The 19,765-nt window shown below is 33.2% G+C and carries 16 protein-coding genes and 1 tRNA gene; 6 read left to right on the forward strand and 11 right to left on the reverse strand.

What is annotated here, in order from left to right; genetic code table 11:
• Positions 1-21: 21 nt before the first annotated feature.
• Positions 22-2,193 (reverse strand): S9 family peptidase, encoded by a 2,172-nt coding sequence (locus V6624_RS07775; RefSeq protein WP_111288374.1) that lies wholly within the window; start codon positions 2,191-2,193, stop codon positions 22-24.
• Between the two features lie 182 nt (positions 2,194-2,375).
• On the opposite strand from V6624_RS07775, the gene V6624_RS07780 reads away from it, so the two are divergent.
• Positions 2,376-3,689, forward strand: a complete 1,314-nt coding sequence (locus V6624_RS07780) for a hydroxymethylglutaryl-CoA reductase, degradative (RefSeq protein WP_111288376.1) — start codon at positions 2,376-2,378, stop codon at positions 3,687-3,689.
• Between the two features lie 100 nt (positions 3,690-3,789).
• Complete coding sequence (locus tag V6624_RS07785) at positions 3,790-4,698, forward strand: GYDIA family GHMP kinase (RefSeq protein ID WP_338841477.1); 909 nt, start codon at positions 3,790-3,792, stop codon at positions 4,696-4,698.
• An 18-nt stretch (positions 4,699-4,716) separates the two neighbouring features.
• On the opposite strand, the gene V6624_RS07790 is transcribed toward V6624_RS07785, so the two are convergent.
• The 7 genes from V6624_RS07790 to V6624_RS07820 all read right to left on the reverse strand — a co-directional run bounded on the left by V6624_RS07790 (position 4,717) and on the right by V6624_RS07820 (position 11,671).
• Complete coding sequence (locus V6624_RS07790) at positions 4,717-5,163, reverse strand: hypothetical protein (protein WP_338841478.1); 447 nt, start codon at positions 5,161-5,163, stop codon at positions 4,717-4,719.
• A gap of 276 nt (positions 5,164-5,439) precedes the next feature.
• Entirely contained in the window at positions 5,440-7,539 is a 2,100-nt protein-coding gene (locus V6624_RS07795; protein WP_111288380.1) for a peptidylprolyl isomerase, read from the reverse strand.
• Between the two features lie 107 nt (positions 7,540-7,646).
• A complete protein-coding gene (locus V6624_RS07800) occupies positions 7,647-8,903 on the reverse strand; it encodes a hemolysin family protein (RefSeq protein ID WP_338841479.1) in 1,257 nt (418 codons plus the stop codon).
• 2 nt (positions 8,904-8,905) lie between these two features.
• Positions 8,906-9,100 (reverse strand): hypothetical protein, encoded by a 195-nt coding sequence (locus tag V6624_RS07805; protein WP_111288384.1) that lies wholly within the window; start codon positions 9,098-9,100, stop codon positions 8,906-8,908.
• An 8-nt stretch (positions 9,101-9,108) separates the two neighbouring features.
• Positions 9,109-9,663 (reverse strand): LPS export ABC transporter periplasmic protein LptC, encoded by a 555-nt coding sequence (gene lptC, locus V6624_RS07810; protein WP_338841480.1) that lies wholly within the window; start codon positions 9,661-9,663, stop codon positions 9,109-9,111.
• A 51-nt stretch (positions 9,664-9,714) separates the two neighbouring features.
• The gene (locus V6624_RS07815; RefSeq protein WP_111288388.1) at positions 9,715-10,944 is read right to left on the reverse strand and encodes a hypothetical protein; all 1,230 of its coding nucleotides are present in this window, start codon (positions 10,942-10,944) and stop codon (positions 9,715-9,717) included.
• On the reverse strand, positions 10,937-11,671 hold the full coding sequence (locus V6624_RS07820) for a type III pantothenate kinase (protein WP_338841481.1): 735 nt from the start codon (positions 11,669-11,671) through the stop codon (positions 10,937-10,939). The genes V6624_RS07815 and V6624_RS07820 overlap by 8 nt, the downstream gene beginning before the upstream one ends.
• A gap of 103 nt (positions 11,672-11,774) precedes the next feature.
• Between V6624_RS07820 and V6624_RS07825 the strand changes: the two genes are divergently transcribed.
• The 4 genes from V6624_RS07825 (at position 11,775) to V6624_RS07840 (ending at position 14,268) form a co-directional block, all read left to right on the forward strand.
• Positions 11,775-11,847, forward strand: a tRNA-Phe gene (locus V6624_RS07825).
• 51 nt (positions 11,848-11,898) lie between these two features.
• Positions 11,899-12,186: a GIY-YIG nuclease family protein gene (locus tag V6624_RS07830; protein WP_111288392.1), complete on the forward strand. Its 288-nt coding sequence runs from the start codon at positions 11,899-11,901 to the stop codon at positions 12,184-12,186.
• A 347-nt stretch (positions 12,187-12,533) separates the two neighbouring features.
• Positions 12,534-14,027 (forward strand): MFS transporter, encoded by a 1,494-nt coding sequence (locus tag V6624_RS07835; protein ID WP_338841482.1) that lies wholly within the window; start codon positions 12,534-12,536, stop codon positions 14,025-14,027.
• A gap of 13 nt (positions 14,028-14,040) precedes the next feature.
• On the forward strand, positions 14,041-14,268 hold the full coding sequence (locus V6624_RS07840) for a DUF6814 family protein (protein ID WP_111288546.1): 228 nt from the start codon (positions 14,041-14,043) through the stop codon (positions 14,266-14,268).
• A 61-nt stretch (positions 14,269-14,329) separates the two neighbouring features.
• On the opposite strand, the gene V6624_RS07845 is transcribed toward V6624_RS07840, so the two are convergent.
• The 3 genes from V6624_RS07845 to V6624_RS07855 form a co-directional block, all read right to left on the reverse strand.
• Positions 14,330-17,206: an alpha-amylase family glycosyl hydrolase gene (locus V6624_RS07845; protein ID WP_338841483.1), complete on the reverse strand. Its 2,877-nt coding sequence runs from the start codon at positions 17,204-17,206 to the stop codon at positions 14,330-14,332.
• An 80-nt stretch (positions 17,207-17,286) separates the two neighbouring features.
• Entirely contained in the window at positions 17,287-18,102 is an 816-nt protein-coding gene (locus V6624_RS07850; RefSeq protein WP_111288398.1) for a SusE domain-containing protein, read from the reverse strand.
• Positions 18,103-18,125: 23 nt separating this feature from the next.
• On the reverse strand, positions 18,126-19,733 hold the full coding sequence (locus V6624_RS07855; RefSeq protein ID WP_111288400.1) for a RagB/SusD family nutrient uptake outer membrane protein: 1,608 nt from the start codon (positions 19,731-19,733) through the stop codon (positions 18,126-18,128).
• Positions 19,734-19,765: the final 32 nt, after the last annotated feature.

Genomic DNA, 19,765 nt, shown 5'->3' on the forward strand with positions numbered 1-19,765 from the left:
ATTAAGTATAAAAGATTTAGATTATAGATTTTCTTTGATGAAATTAGTCATTTTATTATATAGCTGAACTCTAGTTTTTCCGCCATAAATACCATGATTTTTATCTGGATAAATTTGAGAATCAAATTGTTTATTTGCTTGAATTAAAGCTTCCATCATTTGCATCGAATTCTGAACGTGAACGTTGTCATCAGCAGAACCGTGAATCAATAAAAATTTACCTTTCAGTTTATCAACGTGATTGATTGGTGAGTTTTGATCGTATCCGCTAGCATTTTCTTGTGGAGTCTGCATATATCTTTCTGTGTAAACACTGTCATAAAAACGCCAGTTTGTTACTGGAGCTACAGCAATTGCCATTTTGAAAACATCATTTCCTTGGAAAATGCAATTAGAAGCCATAAAACCTCCAAAGCTCCATCCGAAAATTCCAATTCTAGCAGGATCAACATAAGCATAAGAACCAATTACTCTAGCAGCATCGATTTGATCTTCTACCTCATATTTTCCTAATTCTTTTTGAGTTACTTTTTTGAAATCTGCTCCTTTAAAACCTGTTCCTCTTCCATCAACACAAGCTACGATATAACCTTGCTGAGTAAGAGATACAAACCAATAATCATCAGAATTGTTCCAATCGTTATTTACTTGCTGAGATCCAGGACCAGAATATTGGTACATTAAAACTGGATATTTTTTTGAAGGATCAAAATCTTTTGGTTTTAAAATCCATGCATTTAATTCATTTCCTTTTGCCGTTTTTAGAACAAAAAATTCTTTTGCAGGAAGGTTATAACCTTTCAATTTATCAGCAAGAGCTTGATTGTTTTCGATAACCTGAATTTCTTTTCCTGTTTTTGACTCATTTAAAGTATAAGTCGTAGGTACTAAATTACTTGAGAAAGTTGTAATGAAATATTCGAAGTTAGGGCTGAAAGTTGCAGCGCTTGTTCCTGTTTTTTTAGATAAACGTAATTTGTTTTTTCCGTCTAATCCAATTCTGTAAAGATCTCTATTGATTGAACCATTTTCTGTAGATTGGTAGAAAATAGTTTTTGTTTTTTCGTCGAAACCGTAGTATGAAGTAACTTCCCAGTTTCCTTTTGTAATTTGATTTTTAAGCTTTCCTGTTTTGTCATATAAATAAATATGATTAAAACCATCTTTTTCGCTCGTCCAGATAAAACTGTTATCTTTTAAGAAAGTTAAATTATCTGTTACATCAACGTAAGCTTTATCTTTTTCATTTAAAACTACTTTTGCAGCGGCAGTATTTCCATCAACAAACAATAAATCTAAATTATCTTGATGGCGATTTAAAACTTGTGCAGAAAGAACATTTGCATTATTTGTCCATTGTAAACGAGCAATGTAGAAATCATTATAATTACCTAAATCAACTTTTTTTGTTGCTCCAGCAACTACATCATATATATGTAATGAAACTTCTGAGTTTTTCTCTCCTGCTTTAGGATATTTAAAAGTTTCGATTGTTGGATACAAATCTTTCTGAAATATTGACATTGAAAACTCAGGAACCTGGCTTTCGTCAAAACGAATATAAGCTACTTTTTTACTGTCTTTGCTCCAGTCAAAAGCACGAACAAAAGCAAATTCTTCTTCATAAACCCAGTCCGTAATACCATTTATAACAGCATTCTTTTTACCATCTGTTGTAATTGCCACAGCTTTTTTAGCAGCTACATCGTAGACATATAGGTTATTTTGTTTTGCGTAAGCGATTTTTGTTCCGTCAGGCGAGAAAGTTGGTTCTTGAATTTGAGAGTCAACCAATTTTGTCAATGTTTTCCCTGCGATATCATAAACGAAATAATCTGCAGTAAAAGAGTGACGGAAAATTTTGTTTGAATTACAAGCGATTAGCATCTTTTTTTCAGAAGCATCAAAAGTATAACCATCAATTCCGCCTGCAAGTGCTGCAAAGTTTTTTGTGTCAATTAAATTCGAAACTTTCTTTAAAGTTGCAAAATCATACAAATCAACCTGCATACTTCTGCTAGCCTGATCGACATTTAAAACAGTATATTGATTCGTATTTTTTAAGGATTGCATTTGGTCCATTCCTTTTGCTCGAAATGTTCCGCCGTAAATATTATCGATAGTGATTTTTTGTTGACCAAAAACGGTCGCGACTAGAAATAAAAGTATTACAGTAATTCTACTTGTACTCATTACAATTAATTTAAATATAAAAAAGAGCCCAATTTTAGTGAAAAAAATAAACATAATACACATTTTAAGTGTTAAATGTTAAAAAAAATAACGATTGCGGAGTTCTGTATTTTAAAATAGATTTTAAACAAATCTCTTAAAATGGTATATTTGCCGCAACATTATTATTTAATATACTGAGAATGAACAACGCTGTTGCCGGATTTTCTAAATTATCCAAAAAAGAAAAAATTAACTGGATTGCAAATGAATATTTTTCGAACCCTGAAGAGGCTCAAAATATTATAAGAAATTACTGGAATTCAGACGAAAAGCTTCAACAGCTTCATGACGAATTTATCGAAAACACCATTACAAACCTTTATATCCCACTTGGAGTTGCTCCTAACTTTTTAATCAACGGAAAATACAAAACCATTCCAATGGCAATTGAAGAAAGTTCTGTGGTTGCCGCAGCTTCAAAAGCAGCAAAATATTGGTCGACAAGAGGCGGTTTTAAAGCTACAATTATTAATACCGAAAAAATTGGTCAGGTTCATTTTACTTATAGCGGGGACGCAGAAAAACTAACGCAGTTTTTTGACCAAATAAAACCTAAATTCTTTTCAGAAACGCAAAGCATTACTAAAAACATGCAGCAGCGTGGCGGTGGTATTTTAGATATCAAACTGAAAGACAAGAGAAGTTTACTTGAAAATTACTATCAGCTTCATGCGACTTTTGAAACCAAAGACAGCATGGGGGCGAATTTTATAAATTCGTGTTTAGAACAATTTGCAACGACTTTAAAAGAAGAAGCTCAAAACTGTGACTTATGTGAAAATGGCGAAAAGCTAGAAGTCATTATGAGTATTTTATCTAATTATGTCCCACATTGCCTTGTTAGAGCTGAAGTTTCTTGCCCGATTGAAGAATTGGCTGAAAAACACATTACAAATCCGCAAGAATTTGCTGAACGTTTTGTTCAAGCTGTTCAAATTGCAGAAGTTGAGCCTTTTAGAGCGGTCACACATAATAAAGGAATCATGAATGGTGTAGATGCTGTAATTCTAGCAACTGGAAATGATTTCAGAGCTGTAGAAGCTGGTGTTCATGCTTATGCTGCAAAAAATGGCCAATATGCAAGTTTATCGCACGCTAAAATCGAAAATGGCATTTTTACTTTTTGGCTTGAAATTCCGCTTGCAGTGGGTACAGTTGGAGGATTAACCTCTTTACATCCGTTGGTAAAATTATGTCTAGATATTTTAGAAAAACCTTCTGCTACAGAATTAATGGAAATTGTTGCTGTCGCTGGTTTAGCACAAAACTTTGCAGCATTACGTTCGTTAACGACTACAGGAATTCAGGAAGGCCATATGAAAATGCACCTTAATAATATCATCAATCAATTTGAAGCTACTGACGAAGAACGCCATTTAATTAAAGCGCACTTCAAAAAAACAGCCGTTTCTCACAGTGCTGTAGTAGAATTTATTGAGAACTTAAGAAAATAACCGAGTTAAAAAATTCCAATCCCTAAATTTCGGGATAAATTCCAAATTCCAATGTTTGCACTTGGAATTTGAGATTTGGAATTTATATAATGAAAAAAATATGTCAACAACCTTTTATAGCAACGGGAAACTTTTTATCGCTGGTGAATATCTCGTTTTAGACGGAGCAGATGCTTTTGCGTTACCTACAAAATTTGGTCAGGATTTAGTCATTGAAGATTTAGATAACAAACAGATCGAATGGAAAAGTTATGATTACGACAAACACTTATGGTTTGAAGAAACTATCTCATTTGATGAAGTCATAAAAGGATCAGATCCAGCAATTGATACTGTAAAATCAACCTTGGTTAATATTCTACATGAAGCTTATGTTTTAAACCCAAAATTTATAGATAGTGCAAACGGATATAAAGTAAGCACTCATTTAACTTTTCCAAGAAATTGGGGTTTAGGAACTTCTTCGACGCTTATCAATAATATTGCGCAATGGGCAGGAATTAATGCTTATACTCTATTAAAGAATAGTTTTGGCGGAAGTGGTTATGATATTGCTTGTGCACAAAACAATACTCCTGTTTTGTACCGTATAAAAGATAATTTTGTTGAGCAGGTTGAATTTAACCCAGATTTTAAAGACCATATTTATTTTGTTTATCTTAATAAAAAACAAAACAGCAAATCAGCCATATATTCATACAACAATCATAAGAATAATCATTTGACTGAAAAAGTTGCTGAAAACAACAAGATTACCAATTCAATTCTTCACGCAAAAACGCTAAAAGAATTTGCTGCTGCAGTTCAGAAACATGAAATTCATTTAAGCAATATCTTAGAAATGCAGACTATCAAAGAAGCTGTTTTTCCTGATTTTAATGGTGTAATTAAAAGCCTTGGGGCTTGGGGAGGCGATTTCGTAATGGTTGTATCCAACAACAACCCAAAAGAGTACTTTTTGAATAAAGGCTATGAAACTATCTTAACGTATGAGGAAATGATCTTGTAAAAAATACCTCAAAAAGATTTAGCAATTTACTTTTTGACCGTTTTCAAGATCTTTTGTCTCTAAACGACGAACAGATTTACTTTCTTGCTCATTTGATTCTATAAGTCTGTTATGCAAGCGTTCTGCCATTTTTTCGATGCTGTTTGTGATAGAATCATAAACAACTTCCATTCGGCGGTGTTTTTCTTCTTTTACAGCTCGCAAAACATCTTCGACAAAAACTTTATCGTATTTTTCTGCTACAGAATCATGCGTATTGGTTAATCTAATAACATAATCGTTACTTAAGATTGTAACTTTAAAATGTTGCTCTTCGTTACTCAAATAATATTTTCCACCCAATTCATCAACATTGATGTCGGTGCTGCCAACTTTTAAAAGCTCTGTAATAATCCCGAAAATATGACTTTCAATTTTGGTATATACTCTCTGCTTTTTTCGAAAAAAATTAAAAGTAAAAAACATTAAATGTTTGATTATAAAATATTTGTCAATTGGGTCCTGATTCCTTTTTATTTCGATGTTTTTGGTGTGCCAAAAATATGTTAAAATAAAAATTCGGACAAATTAACTGTATTAATTTCAATATCACAAATTTTTCCGACTAAATTTCGATTATTCCTATATACTATTAGAAAATTAACAAAAAAAGCTTACAAAACAGAATTCCAGTATTTTAATAAAAAAAGAACCCGAAACATCAAAGACGTTTCGGGTTTTATTAAGATGATTTACTAATTCTTAGTAGTTGAATTGTAATCTGTTATCTTCAATTTTAGCGTTGTTTTTCAATGCTGGCAATACTCTGTTTGCATCAGATGCGCTTTGAGCTTTTACTTTCTCTACATAAGCAGCATGATTAGCAATTGCAGGAGCTTTTACAGTTTTAATGTTTTTAACTACATAAACACCTGTATTTCCTTCAATTGGAGCAGAAATTTTGTTAGCAGTTAAAGCAAATGCATTTCCTACAACTTGTGGCTCTTGTCCAACTCCTCCAGGTAAAACCGGATTGTCTAAAGTTAAATCTGCAGCTTGTTGTACAGCAACTCCAGCAGCTTTAGCAATAGCTTCAAGGCTTGAACCTTTCATTTTCTCTTTTAAGATTTCAGCTTTTTTCTTGTTTTTCAAGATTGGCTCAACATAAGGTCTTGCCATTGAAACAGAAACTAAACCTGATTTGTTTTCACCTTTGTATTGTGCAATAACGTGTCCGATGTTTGCAATTTCAAAACGTTTTACATCTCCAGTACTTGTTTCTTTATCGAAAGCCCATCTTACAATGTTACGTTGATTTCCTAATGGTCCAAACGCTTCATCCATAGCTTTTGCATTTACTGGCTGAGCAACTTTTAAACCTAATTCTTTTGCAGCAGCATTAAAATCTTTATCAGCAGCATCCATTTCAAATTTAGTTGCTAATGTAAATACTTTATCAGAAGTAGCTTCAGATGGCTCAATTTTTTGAGCAATTGTAGCTAAACGAATTCCGTCTTGTTTGTCTGTAATTTTGATAATGTGAAATCCGAATGGAGTTTCTACTAAACCAATTTTACCAATTCCGTTGCTGAATACAAAATCATTGAATGGTTTTACCATTTGGTTAGGACCAAAATATCCTAAATCACCACCTTGCTGTGCAGATGAATCATCAGAACTTGTAAAAGCCAACATCATAAAACTATCTGGATTAGCTTGAACTTGAGCTAAAATTTCTTCAGCTTTAGCTTTAGCTTCTTCTTTAGTTCTCTTCTCTTTTGGATTTGGAGTTTGAGATCCTTCGTAACCAATTAAGATATGACTTGCTTTTGCATTAACACCAGCTTTAAATCCTTGAGATCTAGAGATAGCATAATATCTTCCGTATACGTATGGTCCGTAAATTGCACCAGCAGGTAAGCTGAATAATTTATCAGCGTCGATTGCAGGTAATGCATTTTTAGGAACGTAAGTAGAATCGTAAGGAACATCAGAATTTGCGTTTACAAATTCAGCAATGTTTGCAGCATTTTTAAATCCAGGTAATGTATCGTTTTTACCTGTTTTTGCGTTGTAAACAACACTTCCTGACAATAATGCATTTAATTTAGATTTAATTTCAGCCTCATCTTCTTTAGAAGCTTTGTCTTCAACTAAAACATATTGAATTTCGCGAGTTGCATCCGCTTTGAATTTTTTCTCGTTTTTCTTCATGTAAGCTATAATCTCATCATCAGAGATTTTCACTTCACTATCTTTAATAGAAGAATAAGGAGCTCCTGCAAAATCAAAAGTCACTTTATTAGCTTCCATTTCGTACTTTAATTTTCCTTCACTAGCAGTTGTGTAAAGTCCTGACTTAATTAAAGTATTATAGATTTGAAATTTTGCATTCAATTCAGCATCTTTCTCTTTTTGAGCGATGTATTGTGCTGCTTCTGGGTTTGATTTAAAGTAATCTTTAAACTTAACAACATCAAAAATTCCTGCTGCATTTAAGAACATTGGGTTTTTACCAATGTTTGGATCTGATTTTAAAACCTCTAATAAGTGTTTTTCACCAACTCTCAATCCTAATTTCTCAAATTGAGATGACAATAAAGCGATTGAAACTTCTTGATCCCAAACTCTGTTTGCAGCTTCAGTGGAAGTTATTCCTTGCCCACTTTTTTCAACATTACTAACTTTAACTCTAAAGTCTTCAAATGAAATATCTTTTCCATCGATGCTTCCTACATCTTTTGAACTTTGACCAAATGTTCCTCTTGTGAATAGATCTTGTATTATAAATGCAAATAATGCAAGTGCAATAACTCCTATCAATAAAGCGGAACGCTGTCTAATTTTTGCTAAAACTGCCATTTTATTATCGTTAATTTTATATTCAGTTTGCGAAAATACAATTATCTAGTTAATAACAATACAACTAGCGTTTTATTTTACACATTTTTTTTCATTAATTTAAAAAATCAATCTTTTATTGTCAATTTGACTAGTTCTATTTTCTTATTTGACGCCTCTTTTATAAAAAAATGAAACCTATCTATTACAATTTTATCTCCTTTTTGTGGGATTTCTTTTGTATGATTAACAATAAAACCTCCTAATGTGCCATAAGAGTCTTCTTCTGGAATCATCAATTTGTAGGTTTCATTTAGATATTCAACATCTAATCGGGTTGAAAACAAATATTCGCCTTCGCCTATTTCTTCTTCAATTAGCTCTTCATCCAAATCATGTTCATCTTCAATTTCTCCAAAAAGTTCTTCTACAATATCTTCAATTGTGATAATTCCAGAAGTTCCTCCATATTCGTCCAAAACAACAGCTACATTTTTTCGCTTTTTGATTAATAAGTTCAAAACATCTTTTATCAAAATTGTTTCTGGAACAAATTCAACTGTCATTAAAACTGACTTTATTGTAGATGGCTTTTTAAATAAATCAAACGAATGCACATAACCCACAATATCATCTAATGAATTTTGGCTTATAATGATTTTCGAATAACCTGTTTCTATAAATAATTCTTTAAGATCATCTACCGTATCAAACAAATCAACATCAACGATTTCTGTTCTTGGCGTCATTATATCTCGTGCTTTTACGGCAGAAAATTCTAATGCATTTTGAAAAATTTGAATTTCAGAGTCTACTTCATCTTCTTCTTCAACAGTACTCATTTGTTCGGTAATATAATTTCCGAGTTCAATTCGGCTGAATAAATGAATCTGACTTCCCTCTGTTTTAAAGAATTTGCTGAGTATAAAATCTGCAATCCAAATAAAGAAAGTAGAAATATAGTAGAATAACCTGTAAAATAAGTAAGCGGGAAGTGCCAAAATTTTAATTAAAGAATTGGCATAAATCTGAAAAAATACTTTCGGGAAAAATTCTGAAGTCACCAAAACAATAAATGCTGCCAGAAGTGTCTGAATAAGTACATTCCACCATTCTGAGAAAACAAATCCAAAACAAACCATCCAATTTAAGATCAGATCGCCCATAAAAAAACCGTAAACCACCAAAGCGACATTGTTGCCAATAAGCATGGCTGCAATAAATTTGGACGGATTTTCGGTAAGTTTGGTCAAGATACGAGACAAAAAATCGTCTTGTTTCTTTTCTATTTCAAGATAAATTTTGTTGGAGGAAATAAAAGCGATTTCCATTCCAGAAAAAAAGGCCGCTAGTATTAAACATATTATTATAATACTAATTTCCATTTTTATTGCTTTTTATTACGATTGTCGTGCTTGTTAAGGAATCTTCTCCTAAAGAAAAACATAAAAATTGCCATTCCTGCAATCACAAAATAGAAAGGATAACTCTCGTCTCCTTCATTTAGCTTTACGATACCATCATAAGCAAAGAAAACTGCAAAAAGGATGTAAACGTATTGTGTATATTTTAAATAACCCATAATTTTATTTATTCTTCATCTGATTCAATTTCACCGCTTATTCGCTGTGAATTAATCACTTTAAAATCTTTACTAAAATCTATTCCCTGACCGTGAGAAATTCCTTTTGCATCAGTCAGCTTAAATTTCCTTTCGGTATAAAACCACTCATTTTTCTGATCGTAGTACAATTGTTCTGTTTCCAAAGTCTGTCCCGCTTCAGATGTGATTTTTACTTTTCCAATCAAATCAATAATTCCCGTATTTTTATACGAAACTGCGTAGTTTCCTTTTATAAAGGTACGTTTTTGTTTTTTATCGTATAAAGTAACATCTATTCCTTTAGGAAATTCTGTAAATGGAAAATCAAGATTTGAATAATCAAGCATTTTAGGGCTAATTAAAACCCCTGTAATGCGTCCAGAATCTGTATATTTAATATTAACTGTATCGGCGTCACTTGCCGGAACAAACTCTGAGAAGTTAATTTTCTGAACTTCTTTAAAATTACTTTCGCATCCAAAAAACATTGTCACAGCAAATACTGTGACAATTATTAGACTATATCTTTTTGGTAAATTCATTTGCCAAATGTAGTAAATTGTAATGAGCTTAGAAAAGATAAAATATTATGTTTATTGGAATTTACTCTTCACAAACCATTTGTCGTTGAAAGAGAAACTCAAACTAAAATTCACGTAGTTTTCTTGTACTAAATCTGATGCAGTTGTACCACGTTTACCAAACTCAATTCCTAGATTCACATTTGAAAAAGTTCCTGGAACTGGAATTCCTGCTCCCAATGTCATTCCAACATCTTTAATTGACTCATTATTAACTATAAGACCAATTTTTTCGTATTTCAAACCTGCTCTATATGTAATTCTGCTCATATAACTTGTAAATGAAGCGTAGTTAGGAAGATAGTATCCACCCAGAGCATATTTAGAATAGCTTTCGTATCTTACATTACTCATAGTGTTATAATAGTTTGCTAACTGACCATCTCCTTGAAAAGTCATATTTGCTCCTACAAGCCATTTTCTTGCTTCTCCTACTCCTAAACCAATGCTTAATTTGTTTGGAAGTTTCAATTTAGTTGAGCTTGAAGGATATTCATAAGGATCTGGATCTCCCTGAACAGAAATGACTCTCGTATTATCTGAATTTAAATTACTTGCAAATGAATAGCTTAAACTAGAAAATATGCTGATTTTTTTATCGATTTTTTGCTGGTACATCGTTCCAAGACTAAAAGCTACACCTGACAGTTCTGAAGAATTTACCTCTGCAGTACCATTTTGAACTCCTGTAATAGCCTCTATACTTGTTGTTGTAATTTTCCCAAAATTATATTGCGCATCAACCCCAACATTCCAGTTCTTCATAATTTTATATCCTAAACCGAAATACACTTTGTTTATACCACCTTTTCCATCAAGCTGTGTACTGGTTGCGCCTTCTGTAGCTGAATTATCCTCACGAATTTTGTATCCAACTGAACTTACTGGAATTAAACCAAATGAAGCACCAAATCTTCCCATTGGGATTCCTAATGCCAAGTAATCGAAAGTACTGCGCTGTGCTTTTTCTGATTTAGAACTTGTTTTTAAATTAGAAGTTGCAAATGTTCCTCCAACTGTAAAAGTGGTTTGCATTAAGCTGGCATAACTTGCAGGGTTATCTAAATTTAAGTGAATCGAATCTTGCTCGACTGCTACTCCAGCCATAGATCTGTTTTCAAGGGTTCCCTTGAATCTTGCATCTCCTATTCCGAAAAAAGAATAAGGCGAAGCAGTACCTTGTTGAGCAAATGAAACGAACGATATAAGCAAACAAGCGCTTAGTATTACTTTTTTAATCATTGTCGATTTTATATTGATATGTTTGGTTCAAACTCTCCAGTAGGAAATTTGAATTGGCAAATATGGTATTTTTTAATCGTTTAGCCAAAAAATCTGCATCGCCTCCCGTTAAAATTATGATAAAATTTGAAAACTCTTTGCGATATTCATCGATAAAACCGTCAATCTCATAGACGAAACCGTTAACAACGCCAGAATGTATGGCTTGTGCTGTTGAGTTTCCTATATATGTATCAGGCGTCTCTAATGTTAACAACGGCAGTCTGGCTGTAAAATTATGAAGTGATTCGTATCTCAAACGAAGGCCTGGAGAGATGGCTCCTCCTAGATAATTATCATTTTCGTCGATAAAATCGTAGGTAATGCAAGTTCCAGCATCAATAACTAAACGATTTTGTTTTGGAAATTGTAAGGTTGCTCCAGCAGACAAAATCATTCGATCGATACCTAAAGTTTTTGGTGTTGCGTATTTATTATGAAAAGGAAAAACATCTTCGTGAGAAAAAAAATGAACTTTTAACCGATTTTCGAAAGTTAAAAAAGATTGTTTTTCGATACTTCCAACCGAAGCAACAGCTAAATCGGAGCAATTTGGGTATTTTTCTAAAATATTTTCAATTTTTTTTTCGAGTTCATTTTTCTCAAAAACAAAATTTTCTAAAGAAGTATTACCCTCAAATACAGACGCTTTAATTCTGGTATTTCCAACATCGACCGTTAAAATCATATTTCTATTTTTGCTATTGCGAAGATACAAATAGATTTTTTCTAAAAAATGTTTTGCACAAACCAAAAATGATTATATATTTGCACCCGCAACAAACAAGCACGGTACCTTAGCTCAGATGGTAGAGCAATGGACTGAAAATCCATGTGTCCCTGGTTCGATCCCTGGAGGTACCACAAAACCCGAATAGTAATATTCGGGTTTTTTGTTTTTATACTTTTTTATAGATGCATTACTTATATATCCTGTATTCTAGTTCTACTCAAAAGTTCTATATCGGTGAAACAAACAACATCGATGAACGAATTTTTAAACATCAAAATCATTTTTATGCAAATTCTTTCACTAAAATTGCTTCAGACTGGGAAGTAGTCTTAACTTTTATGTGTGATAATAAAAGTGAAGCACTATATCTTGAAAAGTTTATTAAAAGAATGAAAAGCAAAGTCTTTAATGCTAAAATAATATCAGATCCATCAATCTTAAAAGATATTCTTCTTAAGAGAAAATTATAATGTGTCTCTGGTTCTCCCGAAGCCTCGGGACTGGAGGTACCACAAAACCCGAATAGTCCCGAGGCTTCGGGATTCGGGTTTTTTGTTTTTATACTTTTCTGTTTTGCCTAACCGCAAAGAGCGCAAAGAAAAAAAGCGCAAGGTTCGCAAAGTTAGTTTTAAACTTTGCGAACCTTTGCGTAAATCTTTGCGCTCTTTGCGGTTAAATCTTTTTCACTTCGAAAATCAAATGTCAACAAATAATAAGTTTTTGTTAAAAAAGTATTAAGCGAATAAACAAATATCTCTTATATTCGTAAAACTCTATTTTTAAATTTAATTTATTAACAAGATCTCAAAGCGGTTTTATGAGCAAAACTTCTACTAAGGGCATTTGGAAAGTAATTTCAGCCTCTTCTATGGGCACCATGATCGAATGGTATGATTTTTACATTTTTGGCAGTTTAGCCGTTGTTATTTCAACCAAATTTTTCCCTAGTGATAATCCAACCGCAGCATTTTTATCTACTTTAGCCACATTTGCAGCTGGATTTGTAGTTCGCCCGTTTGGAGCTTTATTCTTTGGGAGACTTGGTGATATTATTGGTCGAAAATATACTTTCATGGCTACCTTATTATTAATGGGTGGTTCTACTTTTTTAATTGGCTGTATTCCCAGTTATGAATCTATTGGTTTTCTAGCTCCTTTATTAGTTCTGGTTTTACGTTTACTGCAAGGTCTTGCTCTTGGAGGAGAATATGGCGGAGCTGCAACTTACGTAGCTGAGCACGCACCAGCTGGAGAAAAAGGATATTGGACTTCTTGGATTCAGACCACGGCTACTGTTGGCTTATTTATTTCCTTAATGGTTATTCTAGCCACTAAAAGTGTACTTTCTGCAGAGGCTTTTGATTTATGGGGATGGCGCGTTCCTTTTTGGGTTTCAATCGCTATGGTTGGAGTTTCGTATTTAATTCGAAAAAATATGGACGAATCTCCAGTTTTCGCGAAGGCCAAAAAGGAAGGAACAACAAGCACAAATCCGTTAAAGGAAAGTTTTGGAAATAGATATAATCTAAAATTTGTTCTTTTGGCTTTGTTCGGTGCGACAATGGGACAAGGTGTTGTTTGGTATACAGGACAATTCTACGCCATGAGTTTTATGAAGACAGTAATGAATGTTGATTCTTCACAAGTAGATGAATTATTAGGAATAACTCTTTTAATTGGTACACCATTTTTTATTGCTTTCGGATGGCTCAGTGATAAGTTTGGACGCAAATACATCATGATGTTTGGAATGCTTCTGGCTATTTTATCTTATAGGCCTATTTACAAAACGATGTACAACACCACAGATATCAATCAAAAAACTGAAGTTTTAGAAAACCCAAGAGAAACCACAGAACATAAGGATGATGGAAGTTCGGTTACCATAACTCAAAAAAAATATACGGACGGTACAACTGTAATTGAGAAAAAAACGTACATGGAGAAAAAAGATGTGCAAACAAGCCTCTCAATTACAATTAATTCAAGCGATAAATGGACTTTAATTTTCTTGGTTTTTATTCAAGTGCTATTTGTAACAATGGTTTACGGTCCGATTGCTGCATTTTTAGTCGAAATGTTTCCAACTAAAATTAGATACACTTCTATGTCTCTTCCTTACCATGTTGGAAATGGAATTTTTGGAGGTTTACTTCCTGCTATTTCTACCTATTTTGTATCACACGCCAAAACAGCAGGCAAAGCCGATTTTTATTTGGAGGGTTTATGGTATCCAATAATTATTGCCGGAATCTGCTTTGTTATTGGGATGATTTATATTGACAACAAAAACAAAATTACTCACCTTTAAAATTTACAAAAAAATGAATGCGATTAAACAAGTTTTAGGGGCGTTTTGGATTGCTTTGGCAGCGGCGGCTGCATATTTCTGTGTGTTTGAATTTGGTTTACCAAAATTACTTTCAGACCAACAAGATGATTTAGTATTTGGCGTAATAATTCTTTTTATACTAACCCCACTTATAGTTATGGGATTAGGAACATTTGGTTATTATTCTTTGATTGGAGAATATAACAACAAAAAGAAATAAATATAAAAACAAAAAAAGGCTGTCTATTTCTAGACAGCCCTTTTTTCATTACTAACCAAACCTAATTTTTAATAAACTTCGCAACGCGAGCATTATTGTTTTCGTCAAACGCTTTTACTAGATATAATCCAGAAGTTAATCCACTTACTGAAAATTGAAAATCTGCATTACCGTTTGCATTATATGTTTTTACTAATTGTCCTGAAACAGAATAAACATCTACTTTTAAAGCCGCAAAATTTAGGGTAAAATAATCTGCAACTGGATTTGGATACAAACTAACTGCATTTCCTTTTTCAAAATTTTCTATTGCCAGATTTGCTTGCTTATTACCATAAATTCTATATTCTCCTGGAGCAAGACTAATTGTTGCATTCACATCAGTAACATTAATCGTGGTGTTATCCATTAAATTATACCAAGTTCCTGTGTATTGAAATGCAGGAACCATACTTTGTGTAGTTACATCAAAATTGGCTAAAATCACAACATCTTTTAATTGAGCAGCAGTTAAATTACTATTTGTAATTTTGATATTTACAGACAAAGTTGCTGTATTAGCCATAGTTGCAGTTCCTAAAAACACAGGTTCTGATTTTTTAAGCGTAATCATCTTAGCCCAATCATTGTAAATTTTATTTCGATTAGAATCGCCAAGCCAATTTTCTGTCCATTGTGGCTGTGGTTTTGTATCTAATTTACAATCGCCTGAAATTGTTGATGAATTATCATTTACAGTTCCGTCATTGCATGTATAAATTGAATCATCCCATCCTAATTCCCCAAAATGCCAAATCATTTTTGGGCCAGGAATTAATAATGAAACTGCTCCAATTGCAGACATTCTTGACAAAGCTGTATTTAATGTTTTCACATTATAACTTCCGCTTGAAGCTCCGTACTGCACATTTTTATACATTAATCGTTCTTCATCATGACTTTCAGCATAACCCATTAAACGATTTGCTGTAAAACCACGACTTGAGCTATTCATTCTATAAATATTACTGCTTGATGAATATCCCATTGACAATTGATTATATTGATCTGTCATTTTTCCCCACATCATAACTCCTTTACTTGGGGTTTCTGCCACTCTGTAATTTGCCCACTGTTGCTCTTCAGTATCAGTTCCTAAGTGTTCAAAAATGGTATAATGCGTTGGATCTAGACCCCATGAATAATCGGCATATTTTTTCAAAACATCTACTCTATCTTGCTGATAGCTATTGGTGCAACTTTCGTCTGAAGCTGTACAAGCTTGAGTAAATCCTTTCGTTAAATCCCAACGGAAACCATCAATTTTGTATTCCTCAATCCATTGTTTAATTACACGGTTTACATAATATTGAGTTTTCAGTGATTGGTGATTAAAATCTTCCCCTACACTATAAGAATGTTTTGCTACCGTGTTAAAATATGGATTTTCTGCTGTTGGCGAGCCAAAACCATCACCATCAGGATCATTCATCCACATTCTTACCATTGGATTTCTTCCAAAAGCATGATTTAGCGCCACATCAAGAATTACAGCAATTCCGTTTTGATGGCATAAATCAATAAACTCTTTTAATTTATCTGATGTACCATAGAATTTATCTAAAGCCATGTGAAAGGAAGTATTATACCCCCAGCTTTCATTGCCTTCAAATTCCATTACTGGCATTAATTCTATTGCATTAATTTTTAGATTTTTAAAGTAATCTATTCTGTCAATTAAATTTTGATAGCTTCTTCCAGCATCAAAATCGCGAACCAAAACTTCATAAACAACTAATTTCTCTTTTTCAGGTTTAACAAAATTAGTCACTTGCCAATTATAAGGAGTCTGTCCTGTTTTTAAAACCGTAACTTCAAAACTTTGTCCTGCAGGATATACAGGCATATTTGGATATTTTGAAGCAGGAATTGAAGGATCATCATAAGGAGATAATACTAAAGTAGAATATGGGTCTGCTGTTTTTACCATTGATGGCGAATTAGCAAGTGGAGTTGTATCGACAACCCAATACTGATACGTATTGTTTACTCCTGATACTAAACCTGTAATTTCTAACCAAAATTTTCCTGAAGAAGGATCTTTTTTCATGGCATACGCCGATGTAGGTTGCCAGTTATTAAAACTTCCTGCAACGTAAACGAAATCTTTTAAAGGAGCATCTAATACCAAAGTGGCTTTTGTAGCATCTGAAGTATTATAATTAACTCCGTCAACCAAACCTGCAGGCATCGCCTCAGAAACAGTATTCGGATTTACCACTACCGAAAATTTCTTAGAAATTGTTGTTGTTCCTTGTGTTGCAATCAATTCATAGCTTTGATTACTTGTAAGACCTGTATGCGTATAAGAATAGCTTGAAGTACTTGCGTTTGTATTGACAGTTACGCCATTTGCCTTCAAAGTATAACTTGCCACTCCATTTGTATTTGTTGCAGCTATATTAAAATTGGCTCCTGAAGAAATAATTGAAGTACTATTTTCAACAGGTGAAGTTAACGAAACTTGAAACGAACCTACTTCAACAAGAATGTCTTGTGATTTTTTATCACCTGTACCGTCTTTTGTTTTAACAAGAAAACCTATTCTTCCTATTCCATTTCTATTAAAATAAACAGATGGCGTTATTGTTTTAGTGTAAGTATCTGTTCCTGCATTATAAGTAAACTTACTAGCCTCGTTTGATGCTGTCCAAGATCCGTTTGAAGGGCTATCTGCCTGATTTGTATCATTTACATCATAAGACCATGACCAAAGATACAATGCATGAGTTGTACTAATTCCCCATGAAGTTTCATCAACACTTGTCCCATTTATTGTGATAGTTATGGGTGTAGTGTCATCAAATGTTGCCGGATTTATTGAGTACGTAACTGTCTGCACTTGAGCAGAAACAGCTAACGACAACAATAAAAACGTTAATAGTAAAATTCTTTTCATAGTTATAGTGGTTAGCTAAATAGTTCGTTTGATTAAAAAAGGGCTATCTGGAGATAGCCCTTTTGTAAATTATATTAAAACTAATCTAATGTTATTTTTTTCGCAGCATTGTCAATAGTTAAAACTCTTGGTCCTGTTGGTCCAGTATATTTAAAGTTACTGTCTCCATCATTTGCATTTACTAATTCATCATCTATTTCATAACCTAAGTTTGAATAGTAAGTATAGTTATGACTTTGATCCCAGTTACCATCACTTGTAAAGTTGTTACCTAAGAATTCTCTAAAAGCTTCTCCGCTGTTAAGAACAATTGTTACTTTATAAATATTTGTTGTACCAACTACTAATGGGAATTCTGTTTCTGCATCACCAGCCCATGTCCAGCCTCCTGGGGTAGCTGCACCAACTAACCAGTGAGAACTTGCTAATGGCACATGATATGGCGTAGCTGTAATAGTGTAAGAATTAGAATATTGTGGAAGTCCAGAAGCTCCAACAACAGCTTTGATACGAATATCAACCTTATTAGCTTCTTTCTCAACAAAACCACCATTAACTAATGCTGAATTTAATTCAGATACTGTTAAGGTTGCAAATTTCTCTGTTGTATTTGTTACTGTAATAGGAGTAGCAAAATTTGTTCCTTCTTTAGCTATTTCAACAGTATAGTTTACTACAGTTTGCATCCCGCTGTATGCTGCATCATCCCACACAACAGTTGTTGCTACATCATTCTCCGTTTCTTTTGAAAGTACAATTGTAAAATCAGATTTAGGATTCAATAAAACAGGAGCTGTTGACGCTTCGATTACAGGTCTGTCTTCTACATCATCAGCATTACATGAAACTGCTAAAACACCGATGAAAGCAATTAAAATTTTATGTATATTTTTCATTTTTAATATTTTTATAAGGTTAGTTAGTATCCTGGATTTTGTTTTAAAGTTGGGTTAGCTTGTATAATTCTAGAAGGAATTGGCATCAAATCTCTATAAGAATCAGTAGCAATTCCATTTATAGAACCACCTTTCCATTGCCAGATTTTAGATCCTCCTGTGAATTTACCAAAACGAATTAAATCGGTTCTTCTATGGCATTCCCAAAACAATTCTCTTCCTCTTTCATCCAAAACAAAATCAAGATTTAATTGTGATGCAGTAATAGTTGCAGCATTTGCTCTCATACGAAGCTGATTGATATATCCTACCGCAGTTCCTGTATTTGCAGATGAAGCTCCTCTTAATGCAGCCTCAGCATACATTAAATATACATCTGATAATCTGAACATTGGAAAATCTGTGTCAGGAATATCATTTCTTTGAGCTGCAGATCCATCTGATTTTTTATTAATGTATTTCGTTACAGCATAACCATCTGTAAATGTTCCAACATTCTTAATATCTTTTGATTGCCCATTTGTATAAAAAGTTCCTCTTTTATCTCCAGTAGCAGTTTCATCAGGAAATAAATTCACAAACTCTCTACGAGTTCTGATTCCCTGCCAGCCACCATCCATACCTCTTGAAGCAGCATCCATACTACCTCCGATAGATGCATGAAGAATAAAACTCATTCCTCCTCCTGTAGCTCTAATAGCATTACCATCACTTATAACTGGGAAAATAAATTCTGATTGAGCTCCATTTACATCGTTATCTGCAGAGAATAAATAGCTATATGGAACATTTGCAAATGTATATCCTGAATTATTAATAATATCAGCACATAATGTACCAGCATCATTAAATCTATCAGTTCCAGTATAAACTTTTGAATTTAAATAAATCTGCGCTAATAAAAATTTAGCTGCTGTTTTATCAATTCTTCCATATTCGTTTGTTCTTGAAGCCGCTAAACTATTGTCTAAATCTTTTAATTCTGCTTCAACAAAAGCAAAAACTTCAGCCCTTGTTTTTTGCACAGGGTAAAAGAATCCTACTGGATCAGCCTCAGTTGTAATTGGCACATTCCCAAATAAATCCATCAAATTAACATAAGAAAAAGCTCTTAAGAAACGAGCCTCTGCTCTGAATGTAGCAATTTCAGCTTTCAAACTAGCATCAACACCTCTTGAAGCTAATTTTTCTTCTGTCGTTTGTCTTAAAAATTCATTGGCAACACTAATTTCATAGAATGCTCTTGAATATGTTCCTGCCAAAAATTCATTTGCAGGAGACCAAGTTTGAGAATTTAAAGTTGGTAGTGTTCCATCTGCCCACGCAATAATAGCCTCGTCGGTAGTAAACTCTTGCGTTACAAAAAGCAAACGCAAATAACTACTAAAATCTCCTCCAATTCCAGAGATATCTGCTTGACCATCTCCATCGTTACCTCCAACATACAAACCTGCATATAATTTCGCTAAGACTTGTTTATATGATGCTGGATCTTGAAAGAACTGCTCTGATAAAAATTCATCATCATCAGTCGGAGTAACATTCAAGTCGCTCGTACATGAAGTAAGCGTCATATTCAATCCTAAAACAAGTAGGAAAAAATAAGATATATATTTAAATGATATTTTCATTTTATGTTTTTTTAAATTTGTTTTTCAAAAAT

This window comes from Flavobacterium ginsenosidimutans, from assembly GCF_037478105.1.
Taxonomy (GTDB): Bacteria; Bacteroidota; Bacteroidia; order Flavobacteriales; family Flavobacteriaceae; genus Flavobacterium; species Flavobacterium ginsenosidimutans.

Excerpts from the sequence above, each read along its gene's own strand:
- V6624_RS07775 (WP_111288374.1), bottom strand. The coding sequence starts at position 2,193 with ATGAGTACAAGTAGAATTACTGTAATACTTTTATTTCTAGTCGCGACC.
- V6624_RS07780 (WP_111288376.1), top strand. The coding sequence starts at position 2,376 with ATGAACAACGCTGTTGCCGGATTTTCTAAATTATCCAAAAAAGAAAAA.
- V6624_RS07785 (WP_338841477.1), top strand. The coding sequence starts at position 3,790 with ATGTCAACAACCTTTTATAGCAACGGGAAACTTTTTATCGCTGGTGAA.
- V6624_RS07790 (WP_338841478.1), bottom strand. The coding sequence starts at position 5,163 with ATGTTTTTTACTTTTAATTTTTTTCGAAAAAAGCAGAGAGTATATACC.
- V6624_RS07795 (WP_111288380.1), bottom strand. The coding sequence starts at position 7,539 with ATGGCAGTTTTAGCAAAAATTAGACAGCGTTCCGCTTTATTGATAGGA.
- V6624_RS07800 (WP_338841479.1), bottom strand. The coding sequence starts at position 8,903 with ATGGAAATTAGTATTATAATAATATGTTTAATACTAGCGGCCTTTTTT.
- V6624_RS07805 (WP_111288384.1), bottom strand. The coding sequence starts at position 9,100 with ATGGGTTATTTAAAATATACACAATACGTTTACATCCTTTTTGCAGTT.
- lptC (WP_338841480.1), bottom strand. The coding sequence starts at position 9,663 with ATGAATTTACCAAAAAGATATAGTCTAATAATTGTCACAGTATTTGCT.
- V6624_RS07815 (WP_111288388.1), bottom strand. The coding sequence starts at position 10,944 with ATGATTAAAAAAGTAATACTAAGCGCTTGTTTGCTTATATCGTTCGTT.
- V6624_RS07820 (WP_338841481.1), bottom strand. The coding sequence starts at position 11,671 with ATGATTTTAACGGTCGATGTTGGAAATACCAGAATTAAAGCGTCTGTA.
- V6624_RS07830 (WP_111288392.1), top strand. The coding sequence starts at position 11,899 with ATGCATTACTTATATATCCTGTATTCTAGTTCTACTCAAAAGTTCTAT.
- V6624_RS07835 (WP_338841482.1), top strand. The coding sequence starts at position 12,534 with ATGAGCAAAACTTCTACTAAGGGCATTTGGAAAGTAATTTCAGCCTCT.
- V6624_RS07840 (WP_111288546.1), top strand. The coding sequence starts at position 14,041 with ATGAATGCGATTAAACAAGTTTTAGGGGCGTTTTGGATTGCTTTGGCA.
- V6624_RS07845 (WP_338841483.1), bottom strand. The coding sequence starts at position 17,206 with ATGAAAAGAATTTTACTATTAACGTTTTTATTGTTGTCGTTAGCTGTT.
- V6624_RS07850 (WP_111288398.1), bottom strand. The coding sequence starts at position 18,102 with ATGAAAAATATACATAAAATTTTAATTGCTTTCATCGGTGTTTTAGCA.
- V6624_RS07855 (WP_111288400.1), bottom strand. The coding sequence starts at position 19,733 with ATGAAAATATCATTTAAATATATATCTTATTTTTTCCTACTTGTTTTA.